Below are 13,265 nucleotides of genomic sequence, written 5' to 3' on the forward strand. Positions count from 1 at the left end.
ATGGATTTACTTTACTTATGAATTACGTTCTTATGTCATATAGATTCGCAGGGAACGCCTGCACAAATGGTGACCAGTCACTCACTGTATATAGATGAAGTCGGTGCATGGCCCGTGTGCATGCCGTATACAGAAGCTTGCGATCATATTCCTGGCTGTAAGCAACGGGTGAAGCATCATAGACCAGGACAGCATCGAACTCAACGCCTTTGGCGAGATACACAGGAATAACCATGATTCCTTTTTCGAAAATCTGTGTGTCCTTTGTTATGAGCTGCAACCCTTCGCCGCCTTGACTTTGCAACCTTTCATAGGCGTCACGGCTTTCAGCCGCGGTTTTCGTAATCACAGCGATGGAATCGAACCCCTCCGCCTTAAGCGCGGCGATGTCTGCGAGAATCTGCCCACCACGCAGCTTTTCGTCCTTCAATCCTGTTAAAAGAGGCTTCTGATCTCCCCTTTCAAACGGTCTAATCTCTTCTCCCCCTGGTAACATCTGTCTCGTGAATTCAACAATCTCTTTGGTTGAACGATAACTGCGTACGAGCCGTATCAAAGTAGTTTCGCCTTCTCCGTAAAGGTGAACCAGTGGCGAGTTGGATGCTGCCAAATCCGTAGCCTGCATAAAGATGGCTTGCCCGAAATCCCCCAGCACCGTCATGCGGGCACGAGGAAACAGTTTCTTGAGATATTCGTATTGAAACGCCGAATAATCCTGGCCTTCATCGACAAAGACATAACGAATCTCTGTGTTCGTCCGTACGCCTTCGATCATCTCTTTTACATATAAATACGGAGTAGCATCCTCATGGAACAGCTTGTTCTGAAGGATCATGGCCTTGGTCTGTTTACAAATCTCAGGCCAGTGCTGTGGGGGGATTGCCCCATTCGTTTGTTCCTGATAAGCGGCTTCATCTATAAATAGTTGTTCGTATATACCTTTCACATCCACGAACTGGAATTTCCGCACACTCTTTCTTAAAGGTTTAAACATGTCTTTCACCAGTTTCTGACGAAGCAGCTCCTCTTCTCGCACTGCAAAGTTAAAGGCACCCTCATCTTGCACTGCGCTGTCATTACCGTTATCTCGTGCTGCGTATTTTTCCGCTACATCGAACACAGGCTTTTCTTTGTGCAACATGCGGAAAGCTTCCACATACTCATCCGTGTCCAGATAATTCAACTCCTCCAGAACCCAGTCTGCTTCCCGTTCCAGACGTTCCAGCGAAACAAGTTCTCTCAGCAACCATTCCTGCAAAAGAAGTATACGGTTGGACAAGGTAAGATTCTGATCCAAACTGTAAAATTGGGTCTTGATTTGGTCTGAACTGATGAATTCACGTCCCCGAAATTGAATGCCGTTAAACCGCATCCCCTCTCTTCCTAACCACTTACCGTAGTTTTGGAGCACTTGCAGGAATGTCTCGGAAGCTTTGTACTTGATCGCCTCCATACGAGCTTCATATCCCGGATCATTCTGAGCTGTCAGCACATATTCAATCTGATCAAAGGCATCCTCTGGTCGGATGGAGGAATCCAGCCAATAATTCAGATATTCCTGGAAAGTCGTCTGCTGCATATTCTCTTCCCCAAGTTCCGGGAGCACAGTCGAGATATAACTGGTAAACATCGGATTCGGCGAGAAAAGTACAATCTGATCTGCTTTAACTGTCTGGCGGTGTTTATATAGTAAGTAAGCGACTCGCTGTAACGCAGCCGACGTCTTGCCACTGCCAGCTGCCCCCTGAACGATAAGCATTCGGCTTCGGTCATCACGGATGATGGCGTTTTGTTCCTTCTGGATAGTTGCTACAATACTCTTCATTTGTGAGTCTGCACCCTTGGCGAGCACTTGCTGCAACAATTCGTCACCAATCGTCTCAGTTGAATCAAACATGCTATGAAGTTGCCCATGTTGAATCTGGAATTGACGCTTGAGCTCCATCTTTCCTTCGATTCGTCCTGAAGGTGTGTCATAACTTGCTGGCCCGGGAGAGTGATCATAGTACAGACTCGCAATTGGCGTACGCCAGTCATAGATTAGAAAGTTCAAACCATCTTCATCCATGAAGGATGATACGCCGATGTAGATCTGTTCAGTCAATGTCATGCCTTTTTCCTTATAGTCGAAACGGCCAAAATACGGCGTTGGAAGCAGTCTCTTTGTATTTTTCCATTGTTGTGTTAACAGCTTGTGCCCGCGCTCCCTCTCGGCCAACACTCTCGACTGCTGATTAATGGTATAGAATGCATCTTCAAAATCCGTGTACGAACCCGTATTAATCGTTACTTCTTCCCAGAACCGTTTACGAATTTCGGCAGCCTGTTCATGCAGTCCGGCAACCTTCGGTTCTAACTCGTCGAGTCGTGCCTGAAGTTTGTTCCTCACCTGCACTAGTCTTTCCTCTTCCAACTTCCATTCGTTTGTTTTATCCATGAATGAGTCCACTCCCTTTTCCATTTATTAGGACCAAAAAAAGAGCATTGACAAATCGGAATGTCGGATGTAAAATTAAATTAGGAGAAATAATGATTCAACCTTTACATTCAATATAAATGTCAATTGCGCTATAGATTATATCATGGCTTTTTTTCACGTTCAATGCTTTTTTTCGTTCTGTCTGAGTTGAACAATAATTTATATTATATAAGGTGTCCCTCGAGCTACACTGGGGCATCTTTTTTTGTGTCCTGGGCATGGTTCATACCCTGAATGCGCTGTAAGCTATACACCCCTTTATAAATTCGATAAAATGAACGAAACATGAAACATGAGTTGATGCTTTTGGGAGGGATACATAAATATGAATATAGAACCTGTGGAGGACCGGTGTCCTGTTGAGTTTGCAGTCAATATGATTGGTGGGAAATGGAAGTTATTAATTATAAATCGTCTCATCCGCCATTCAACAATTCGATTCAATGAATTACAGAAAATGCTTGACCCCATTACGCATCGCACGTTAACCAGGCAATTACGAGAACTTGAAGAAGCTGGTTTGATAAACCGTGTTACCCACCCTGTAGTTCCGCCTAAAGTCGAATATTCCCTTACAGAAAAAGGACAAAGCCTGACTTCGATCTTGTTTCAGTTAGGTGATTGGGGATCGAAACATATGTAAAACGCCTTCCCATAGTATCCCAAGGGATACTTTATATCATTAATGTGCGTACTTACGCTCCTATTCTAAATCCGTTATGCTGAGGTCAATGCTGAGTGTTAACTCATTCATTCCAATCACATATTGAAAGGAAGTTATTGACCACTATGACACAGAATGATCGATTTTTAGTATATGGGGCATCGGGCTCCCAAGGCGGCGCTGTCGCTCAATTACTCGTTCAACAAGGTTGTGAGGTTCGCACGATTACTCGAAATGAGGCAACAGCCAAAACACTAAAGGAACAAAACATTGAAGCTTTCATCGGGGATCTATCAGATGTGGAACAGCTTCATACGGCGCATGAAGGTGTAAGTAAAGTCTTCCTGAACCTGCCGGTGGAGTTCAATTCGGATAAGATCAGACAATATACCAAAAATGCAATTGATGCTGCTATACAGGCAAACGTTAAATTGATTGTAGTTAACACGGGTACCTATGTTCCTGACCCTATCACCCATTCCAAAGGAATTGAATTGAAACGTGAAGTTATCCATGAATTGCAGCAAAGTGGTCTTCCATATATCATTGTGGAACCCATTGTATACTTGGAAAACTTCCTGATTCCCGGAATACTGAACAATGGCGTTTTGGCCTACCCGGTACCAGCAGACAGGCCGATCTCCTGGATTAGCTTAAACGATGCAGCTCAATTCCACTATTATGCCTTGACTCATTCGGAATTGGCAGGAAGCATTATCCCAGCACCCGGATTAGAAGCCCTGACAGGTGCACAATTAGCGGAACAATTCAGTGCTGTATTAGGTGAAAAGATCAGCTTCATGTCTCTACCTTTTGATCATTTTGAAGCAGCGATTCAGCCTTTGTTGGGAAGTGAGACAGCAGCAGGTCTTAAAGGATTGTACCAATGGATTGATGGGCATACAGATCTTCTTCCACGGTATGAAGAGTTAGATGATAATATCAAAGCCAATCTTAAATTAACCAAAATAAGCGATTGGATTCATCAAACAATGATTAAATAATATTTTATGAACAAGCCATTTGAATCTCCAACGGAGAAACGAGTGGCTTGTTCTTTTTATATGAGAACTTTAATGGGCTCAACTGATTCAAATTCAGAGATTCTGATAGGATTAGGCAAAACTTTGATAGAAATGTGGTACAGGTTGTTCCCTTCGTTATGACATAATAATGTGTATATAGATCACCCTACAGGTGGCAATAATAAACATTAGAAAGGATTTGAACATGACATGGAATATACTAAACTTGGTAATACAGGCTTGGACGTATCTCGATTTTGCCTAGGATGTATGGGATTTGGGGATGCCAGTAAATGGGTTCATGAATGGGTACTGAATGAAGAAAATTCTCGCCCGGTGATAAAGAAAGCGCTGGATCTAGGCATTAATTTCTTCGATACAGCGAATGTATACTCTCTGGGTACAAGCGAGGAGTATCTTGGTCGGGCGTTAAAAGATTATGCAAATCGGGATGAGGTTGTCATTGCTACCAAAGTACACGGACAAATGCATCAAGGACCCAACGGTTCTGGTCTTTCCAGAAAAGCCATCCTGAGTGAGATTGATAAAAGCCTGAAACGATTGGAAACCGATTATGTGGATCTGTATATCATCCATCGTTGGGACTACAATACGCCTATTGAAGAAACCATGGAAGCCTTACATGATGTGGTGAAGTCCGGTAAAGTGAGATATATTGGCGCTTCGGCCATGTTTGCATGGCAGTTCCAAAAAGCATTACATGTAGCAGAGAAAAATGGTTGGACCAAGTTTGTCTCCATGCAAAACCACCTGAATCTCATCTACCGTGAAGAGGAACGAGAAATGTTGCCTTTATGCAAGGAAGAAAAGATTGGTGTGACTCCCTACAGTCCTCTTGCTTCAGGCAGGTTAACCCGTGACTGGTCCGTATCAACACTGCGATCCGAGACAGACAAAATTCAGAAATCCAAGTACAATGCGACAAGTGATGCGGATCGGCTTGTTGTTGAACGAGTTGCATCCATTGCAGAAAAATACGGTGTCCCTCGTACACACATTGCACTTGCGTGGTTGCTGCAAAAAGACACTGTAGCGGCTCCAATTATCGGTGCCACCAAAATATCGCATCTGGAAGATGCTGTAGGTGCTCTTTCCGTTAAGTTGACCTCAGAAGACGTCTCATTCCTTGAAGAGCCTTATGTACCTCACCCCGTAGTAGGTGCTCAATAATCGCTTAAGCTTAAAGTACAGAAGACCTCCTCTTTCCGCATCCGGAAGTTAGGGGTCTTCTTTTTATATCGCGATTTATTTGCGCCAAAATGTTGAACATTCTGCCTTATCCGCTATATTGAACTCAATCATTCTCTCAAGTAACGAAAAATCAATCTCCTGTTTCCACTTCATCCGAACCAACTCTTTGGTGTGATCATAACCCGCCTGTGTGATCTCTTCCGAAAAACGATTAATTCCTGCCTTCTCGGGAGCAACAGCCAAGTGTTGCTTGGATACACTAAAGCCAATAATAAAGGTCTCATGGTCGGTAAACATCGGTTGATTCCAGGCTATTTTTTGTTTTAAATTCGGGAATTTTTCAGTGACCCAGTTCAAAACTTCTTCCGTTCGTGCCTGGTGTTCCGGGTTATCGATGCGTGCTATAAATTCTGCAAAGGTCTCCATTAGTTCCCCCCTATATCATGAAATATACTACTTATATTGTCCAATTCAAACTCATTCTATCATGAATATCAAATTCATAAACACCTGTCGGTTGTTTTAATACAAAAAGAATTTGTAACAACAAAGTTCTCTTTAATAGGCGTTTTTTACGTTGTATTCAACAGTTTAAGAAATTTAAGATTGGATTGCAAACCTGCTTCCAAATATATTGAACCTTCATAGAATATAAAAAGCCGTTGATTGTTGTTATCAACGGCACTCCAACTATTATTTAGTTACCTTGTATTTAATCAGATTATATCGGTGGTCGCTAATCACGGTGCGATAGACCACATTTTCGGACGAGTCATATGCAAAGTTACTCTTATGCACATCATCTAAAACAAAGTATTTACTAAGTATAATGTCTCCATTATCTTTCATTAAGGTATACCTCTCTCCCCATTTGTCATCAATGGTCCCAAAGCTAGTATACTCAATATAGCTATCGTTTCGATAGGATCTCATTAAACCATTAAAATTAAGCTCTCCTTCATACGTACGAGAAAACAGCTTTTTGAAGTTATGATCATATAAAGTGATAATGTGTTCAGATTTGTTATCAATTAATAGTTTACTTCCGGTTGAATGCATAGAAATATTCGTGTTTCTATCAAGCACGGTGTCCCATTTGAGTTTACCATTAACTCCATAGGCCATTAATTTCTGTCCACCATATGAATTGGATCTTGCATATTCTACAATTAGTGTACCGCCATTTAGTTGATGATAACCCGCAACGTAGAAACCACCAAACTTTTTGGAGTTAATCGTAAATAACGGCTTTTTCAAAGAGGTTACATCTTTAAAAACCTCGATTTTATTCTCACCTACAAAATGGAGTACATAACCAGAAGTCAGTACTTCAGTTTTATAACCTAACACAGTCTCGCTTGTCGTTATTCCTTTGGAATTTAGTGTGATAAAACGGGACTGATTTTTAAGACTATCCGTTTGTTGCAGAACAATTCCATTTTTATACGGATAGATATTTGAGAAACTTAAATCCTTCTTTTCGAATAAACGCTTTCCTTTTGCATCTAAACTAAGAATGTTGAACGTTTTCCCGTGATTAGTAGAATACTGATAAAATATATTACCGCTCTCGTTATAAAACCATGTATGATTCAACGGATAAAAGTTTTTCACTTTATTTTTGATGTCATACGTCCAGGCAAGTTTCCCTGTCTTAATATTTATCGTATATAGGCTGAAGTTATTACCAGACACAGTGGCGGGGTTTAACATAACAAGCTGAGCAAGACGATTAATATGGTCTTGTGGAGTGTAACCTAGTTCAAAGCTCAGATAATCAATTTCTTTAGGAAAAGTATGTACCCATTCCTGCTGTAGCCCTCCGTGCTCCTCTAAGCTTAATTCGGTGAATTCTGCGTACATCTGATTTGTACTGGCTAAATACAATGTGAAAACTACGAAAATTGCTATCAACCTTTTAGATATCTTACCTTTCAATACTGGCACAGCCCTTCTCTTATCTTATGATTTTTTCGTTACAAAGAATATCCTAATGTAGCTTACTTCTGATCAAATATAACATAGGGTCTCAGATTCATCTCCTTCTAGACCTTAAATGTTTTCCTTTATCCAAGAACGCAACTTATCCGCATAGAAAGCGCGTTCATCTGGATCGGACTGCGAACCGTTTGTCAGATAAAGTTGATCATTTACGTATCTAGGGTAAACATGGAGATGATAATGCCAGACGTCTTGATTGCCAGCAGGTTCATTATGTTGCCGTGTCGAAATCCCATCACATTCATATGTACTTTTCATTGCAAATGCTGTAAGCTGAGCCGCAAGGTGAATTTCAACAGCGTAATCCGCAGGGAGTTCAAAGATGTTCTCGAAATGTTGATTCGGAACAATAAGAACATGTCCTTTGTTGTTTGGCCACCATTTGCCCGCTATAAATGCCGTTACCATTTCATTCTGATAGATGATATCCCTTTGTTTTGTTCCCTGATCAGGTCGCTCGATACCCCAAATACGACAAAATGGACATTCGTACCCTTCAGGCTGATGTGAAAATGATACTGTCATCTTTCTCATTCCACTCCTTTCATGTTTACTTCACTAGTTATTAGACGCAGGTATCTTCTGTTCGTTGCGAAAAGAGCACGGGTTGTAGAATGATCAGCAATTAACAAACTGAAAAGCAAAAAGCAGCTGACCTTGGCGGCAGCTGCTTTTTTCTATCTTTAACTATCACTATTGCACACTTCACAATTACATGGTGCTGATATCAATAACAAAGCGATATTTCACGTCGGAAGCCAGTACACGTTTGTAAGCTTCGTCAATCTGGTCAGCGGAGATGACCTCAATGTTAGGTGCAATATCATGTTCTGCACAGAAATCAAGCATTTCCTGTGTCTCACGAATGCCACCAATCATGGAACCCGCGAATGAACGGCGATGGCCGATAAGAGAAAATACGTTAACAGCTAAAGGCTCTGCAGGAGCACCCACGTTCACCAGAGTACCATCCAGTGTGAGCAGTGAGAAATAAGCGTTAATGTCAATATTCGCACTTACCGTGTTAATCATCAGATCAAATGTGCCTGCAAGTTTCTCGAATGTTTCCGGTTCACTTGTGGCAAAGTAGTGATCTGCACCAAATTGCAGTCCATCTTCTTTTTTGCTCAAGGATTGGGAGAGAACCGTTACTTCGGCACCCATCGCATGTGCAATTTTGACAGCCATATGACCTAGACCACCCATACCTACAACAGCAACCTTCTTACCTGGGCCAGCTCCCCAGTGATGAAGTGGTGAATACGTCGTAATACCGGCACACAGCAAAGGTGCAGCAGCATCAAGTGCAATGTTATCAGGGATGCGAACGACGAAATCCTCTACGACAACAATATGAGTTGAATATCCACCTTGCGTAGGCTCACCGTATTTGTCTACTCCAGCGTAAGTTTGAATATTTCCTTTGAGACAGTATTGCTCTTCACCTTTGCGACAGTTAACACATTCACCACAAGAGTCCACCATACATCCGACCCCTACTCGGTCACCGACCTTGTATTTGGAGACTCCGGTTCCTACATCGGTTACAATCCCGGCAATCTCGTGTCCAGGAACGAGTGGATAATTCACAGGGCCCCATTCACCGTGGGCAGTATGGATGTCAGAATGGCAGATACCGGCATATTTAATCTCGATTAATACATCATTAGTATCCAGATCACGTCGTTTAATTTCAGCACTTCTGAATTGTTGGTCTGGTCCGTCAACGGCTCTGGCTTTAGCTATAATCAATGGTATAACCTCCTAGTAATTTAAAGTTCAAAATAATCTTACTCCCTCTAGTTAACTCTAGGTCAAATGTTTATCTTACTTTTTTATCTCCAACGTACTTTGACATGTTGTATGCAGCATGGTAGAATTCACTCGGATCATCCTAGAGTTAACTCGAAGTCTACCCCCAGTAGAAAGGAATTTTATGAAAATGACCTATTCAATCGGTGAAGTTGCCAAAAAATTAGACCTTACGGTATATACATTGCGTTACTACGACAAGGAAGGACTCATGCCTTTTGTGGAACGTACCACGAGTGGAACACGTTTGTTCAAAGACTCCGACATTGACTTTTTAAAGATCATCCAATGTCTGAAGCTGACCGGCATGCCTATTAAAGACATTAAGGACTTTATTGAATGGTGCTCTGAGGGGGACTCCTCGCTGAAGCAAAGATATGACATGTTTACGGAGCGAAAAGCTATTGTGGAAGCACAAATGGAGGAACTAAGAAGAACCATGGAAGTCATCGAGCACAAACGCTCCTACTACGAAACAGCTTTGGAGGCTGGGACCGAAGAGATTCACAAAATTAAACCGATGGAAAATGCCATCACCAATTAATGGTTCATACTTTCTATTTTCTAAAATTAGCGCACAAAAAAGTAGCTTGAAGTCCTCTAACGGATTTCAAGCTACTTTTTTGGGTATGTCTCTACTCATCATTTTTCCAAAAGTTTCATCGTTACATTGATAATACGGTTTAGTTTTTCTTTTTCCGTCGAGGTTCTTGCCATGGCTCTGATGCCGACAGAAATATTGTGCAGGTACTCTGCCATTTCCTTCGCATCATGATCAGAAGAGAATTCTCCCTCCCGCTGCCCCCATTGAATGATTTGCTCAAACATTTGCTCTGCTTCATTAAATGAATCAAGAGATCGTGTATCCACGTCCGGATCGCGTGTACCAAGCTCTACGGCGGAGTTCACGATCAAGCATCCCGATGGCGTATCCTCTGCTTCACTGATCATAACTTCGAAGATTTTATGCAGTGCTTCCACTGCCGTCTTGGATGCCTTGATTTCTGCAAGTAATGTGGTGCTGACCTTACCTCTGTAACGATCCATTGCCTGCAAAAACAGCGAATGTTTGTCGTCAAATGTATCATATATACTTCTGCGATGAATTCCCATATGCTCAACCAGGTCACTCATCGACGTTTTCTCGTAACCTTGTTCCCAGAAGATCTTCATTGCTTTATCCAATACTTCATTCACTTCAAACTCTTTACTTCTAGCCATTCGACTTCCCTCCCAAAATCAATCTAACACATCGGGAACGATCAGTAAATAAAAGATGCAGATACCCTTCTCATTCTCATCTGATCATGTATTAGCTGAACCGTAAGTGTATATCTTCTGTACTTGTTGTATATCATGACCTGTGTACTTGTGATTATGTAACCAGCAATCAGAATGTCTTATCCATTCACATCAAATGTTTGCCTATTCCTATCCGTTTTCTACCGCCTTCGGTCAATATAAGATAGAATGTGATTATTATGTTGTGAGGAAAAAAGGAGAACTTTGCATGTCTGATCAAATACATGAACAACAAAACGAATTAGCCACACTCATTGATCGTTATTCTGACAAGGATGGGGTACATCCTACGGCAATCCCTTCATTATTTCTAATCCGTGAATCGGTCGTTACTGAACCTATATTTAGAGTGAATGAACCATCCTTTTGCATTATCGTTCAGGGTGAAAAAGAGGTCCTGCTGGGACAGGATCGTTTCCGGTATGGTCCAGGAAGTTATATCGTGGCAACCGTTGACTTGCCGGTTAGTGGACAAGTAATTCAAGCCTCGTCTGAGGCTCCCTATCTGGCCCTGAAGCTTGAATTCACATCCAGTGAGATTCTGGAGGTATTGAACCATTCCGATTTCCCAGCAAGACCGCGGAAAACAACGAGACGTGCGATGTTTGTCAGCCAAGCTGAGCCGTCTCTGCTGGATGCAGTCGTCAGATTAGCACGTTTGTTGGAAGATCATTCGGAAGATATCCCACTACTCGCACCTTTGTTCAAAAAGGAAATTCTCTATAAAGTTCTGAAAGGCCCACATGGGATTGCACTAGAACAAGCTACCATGGAAGGCAGCCATACCTATCGAATCAGAAACGTTATTGAATATATTATGAATCACTCTGAGCAAAATTTTCGGGTTGAGGAATTGGCGGATTTGGCAAATATGAGTACTGCCTCGCTACACAGACACTTTAAAGAAGTGACTGCCATGAGTCCGATTCAGTTTCAAAAACAATTGAGGCTGCAAGAAGCGCGCCGCTTGTTATTATCCAAGTCCACCGATGCAGCAGATGTAGCATTTCAGGTAGGTTACGAGAGCCCTTCCCAATTCAGCCGTGAATATTCACGCATGTTCGGATTTCCGCCCAGAGAAGATATTAAACGCCTGCGAGGTAAAACCGATGAGACGACTACCATCTCTTGACTGGTTACTGGCTGATATCGTTCTTTTACCTTGTCTAGTTTAACCTCAAAAAGGACTCCTTCTGTTTTATTAGAGGAGTCCTTTCTTATTTCTGTATTAATGAAGATCATTTAATCGTTAAATTATTAATACATTAAAAACCAGTTGTATATTGTTTTGGAACGTCCGTTGTCTTGCGCAAAGCAGTCGCAGCTTCCAAGGCCCAGTAAGGATTTCTTAACAGACCTCTGCCGACTGCAACGAGATCGGCTTCTTCATTTCCGATGACTGCATTTGCCAATTTCGGGTCGTCCAGCCTTCCAACAGCAATCACAGGCACATCAAGAGCTTCTTTGATTGCTTTAGCGAGAGGTACTTGATAAGCTGCGTGAGTTCCTGGTCTGCCCGATGCACCAATAGGTCCCTCGCCACCAGATGAGATGTCAAATACGTCAACACCTGCCTCTTTATAAGCCTTGGCAAACTCGGAACTTTCGTTAATGCCATAGCCACCTTCGACGTATTCTTTGGCTGAAATACGCATCATCAAGGGCATATCCTCGGGCATCTCTGCCTTTGCAGCCTGAATGATCTCCCGTCCAAATAACGTTAAATCTTGACCATATTCGTCTTCTCGCTTGTTTGTTAGTGGAGAATGGAACTGATGAATCAGATATCCATGTGCGCCATGAAGCTCAATCGCATCAAAACCAGCTTTTACAGCACGAGCTACAGCACTCCGGAATTTTTCAACCATTCCTTTTACTTCGTCCGTTGTAAGCGCTCGAGGTTGCTTGGAATTCTCATCAAAGGCGATCGCGGACGGAGCAACTGGAACCTCAGCATCTTCTGCTTTGCGGCCCGCATGAGCAATCTGAATGCCAACCTTGGCACCATAACTGTGACACGCATCTACGATCCGCTTCAGAGCCGGGATCTGTTCATCTGACCATAACCCAAGATCATAATCTGAGATTCGGCCATCCGGCTCCACATCTGTCATTTCAATGATAATGAGACCTGTTCCTCCCACGGCACGACTAACATAGTGCATATAATGCCAATCTGTTGCAATACCATCTTTTTGCTCAACTGAATATTGGCACATTGGAGCCATTACGACACGGTTTTTAAGCTCTAGGCTTTTAAAAGAATATGGACTAAACAAATCTGTCATCAAAATAAAACTCCCCTTTTCATGAATCATGAATAATAAAAATGCATGCGCAAGCATCGAATTAATGCCTACAATTAATAACTCCGTATGATTTGGAACTCACATATATCTTTTACTTCATCACATAAAGACATTCAAATCCATGCTTTCGCAAAATACGAACAGCCTTTTTGGATTGAAGCATACCAGGTGACATTATAATTACGTTATCTTCTCGAAGAAGGTATTTTTCCCATGTGAAAGCAAGACGCCCCAATGAGATGTTAATCGTATCGGGAGTAGGATTAGCCATGTAATCCGTCGCATCTCGAATATCGATCACTTTATACTGCCGAAAATCACGCTCTTGTCTGAGAAATACTTGATAATCTATATATTCAAGATTGCGTACTGGCCAAAATTGACGTACAACGATGAAGATACCTAATATGAAGGTCAAAAGCATCAACATAATCATTGTATAGCCCTCTCTTAACTCATCA

The 13,265-nt window shown here is 42.1% G+C and carries 13 protein-coding genes; 5 read left to right on the top strand and 8 right to left on the bottom strand.

What is annotated here, in order from left to right; genetic code table 11:
- Positions 1 to 22: 22 nt before the first annotated feature.
- Complete coding sequence (gene helD, locus AC1DE7_RS06475; protein ID WP_477533971.1) at positions 23 to 2,437, bottom strand: RNA polymerase recycling motor HelD; 2,415 nt, start codon at positions 2,435 to 2,437, stop codon at positions 23 to 25.
- Between the two features lie 367 nt (positions 2,438 to 2,804).
- Between helD and AC1DE7_RS06480 the strand changes: the two genes are divergently transcribed.
- The 3 genes from AC1DE7_RS06480 (at position 2,805) to AC1DE7_RS06490 (ending at position 5,359) form a co-directional block, all read left to right on the top strand.
- Positions 2,805 to 3,122, top strand: a complete 318-nt coding sequence (locus tag AC1DE7_RS06480) for a winged helix-turn-helix transcriptional regulator (protein WP_017688544.1) — start codon at positions 2,805 to 2,807, stop codon at positions 3,120 to 3,122.
- A 146-nt stretch (positions 3,123 to 3,268) separates the two neighbouring features.
- The gene (locus AC1DE7_RS06485) at positions 3,269 to 4,147 is read left to right on the top strand and encodes an SDR family oxidoreductase (RefSeq protein WP_477533972.1); all 879 of its coding nucleotides are present in this window, start codon (positions 3,269 to 3,271) and stop codon (positions 4,145 to 4,147) included.
- Between the two features lie 231 nt (positions 4,148 to 4,378).
- Positions 4,379 to 5,359 (top strand): aldo/keto reductase, encoded by a 981-nt coding sequence (locus AC1DE7_RS06490; protein WP_036608033.1) that lies wholly within the window; start codon positions 4,379 to 4,381, stop codon positions 5,357 to 5,359.
- Positions 5,360 to 5,434: 75 nt separating this feature from the next.
- Here the strand turns inward: AC1DE7_RS06490 and AC1DE7_RS06495 are convergent, their stop codons facing one another.
- From AC1DE7_RS06495 to AC1DE7_RS06510, 4 genes are all read right to left on the bottom strand, one after another.
- Positions 5,435 to 5,806 (bottom strand): iron chaperone, encoded by a 372-nt coding sequence (locus AC1DE7_RS06495; RefSeq protein WP_047842909.1) that lies wholly within the window; start codon positions 5,804 to 5,806, stop codon positions 5,435 to 5,437.
- A 267-nt stretch (positions 5,807 to 6,073) separates the two neighbouring features.
- On the bottom strand, positions 6,074 to 7,327 hold the full coding sequence (locus tag AC1DE7_RS06500; RefSeq protein ID WP_282321477.1) for a hypothetical protein: 1,254 nt from the start codon (positions 7,325 to 7,327) through the stop codon (positions 6,074 to 6,076).
- A 105-nt stretch (positions 7,328 to 7,432) separates the two neighbouring features.
- Positions 7,433 to 7,906 (bottom strand): HIT family protein, encoded by a 474-nt coding sequence (locus AC1DE7_RS06505; protein WP_127548433.1) that lies wholly within the window; start codon positions 7,904 to 7,906, stop codon positions 7,433 to 7,435.
- Positions 7,907 to 8,092: 186 nt separating this feature from the next.
- Complete coding sequence (locus AC1DE7_RS06510) at positions 8,093 to 9,133, bottom strand: NAD(P)-dependent alcohol dehydrogenase (RefSeq protein WP_036670869.1); 1,041 nt, start codon at positions 9,131 to 9,133, stop codon at positions 8,093 to 8,095.
- A 190-nt stretch (positions 9,134 to 9,323) separates the two neighbouring features.
- Here AC1DE7_RS06510 and AC1DE7_RS06515 point away from each other — a divergent pair, with 190 nt between their 5' ends.
- Positions 9,324 to 9,737 (top strand): MerR family transcriptional regulator, encoded by a 414-nt coding sequence (locus AC1DE7_RS06515; protein WP_017688550.1) that lies wholly within the window; start codon positions 9,324 to 9,326, stop codon positions 9,735 to 9,737.
- A 98-nt stretch (positions 9,738 to 9,835) separates the two neighbouring features.
- Here AC1DE7_RS06515 and AC1DE7_RS06520 read toward each other — a convergent pair whose 3' ends face one another.
- Positions 9,836 to 10,414, bottom strand: a complete 579-nt coding sequence (locus AC1DE7_RS06520) for a TetR/AcrR family transcriptional regulator (RefSeq protein ID WP_127548431.1) — start codon at positions 10,412 to 10,414, stop codon at positions 9,836 to 9,838.
- 289 nt (positions 10,415 to 10,703) lie between these two features.
- Between AC1DE7_RS06520 and AC1DE7_RS06525 the strand changes: the two genes are divergently transcribed.
- Positions 10,704 to 11,627, top strand: a complete 924-nt coding sequence (locus tag AC1DE7_RS06525) for an AraC family transcriptional regulator (RefSeq protein WP_477533973.1) — start codon at positions 10,704 to 10,706, stop codon at positions 11,625 to 11,627.
- 133 nt (positions 11,628 to 11,760) lie between these two features.
- Here AC1DE7_RS06525 and AC1DE7_RS06530 read toward each other — a convergent pair whose 3' ends face one another.
- Positions 11,761 to 12,783 (bottom strand): NADH:flavin oxidoreductase/NADH oxidase, encoded by a 1,023-nt coding sequence (locus AC1DE7_RS06530; protein ID WP_127548427.1) that lies wholly within the window; start codon positions 12,781 to 12,783, stop codon positions 11,761 to 11,763.
- A gap of 112 nt (positions 12,784 to 12,895) precedes the next feature.
- Positions 12,896 to 13,240, bottom strand: coding sequence for a rhodanese-like domain-containing protein (locus AC1DE7_RS06535; RefSeq protein WP_017688554.1), 345 nt, complete (start codon positions 13,238 to 13,240; stop codon positions 12,896 to 12,898).
- Positions 13,241 to 13,265 lie beyond the last annotated feature (25 nt).

Source organism: Paenibacillus sp. 10L310 (assembly GCF_056395745.1).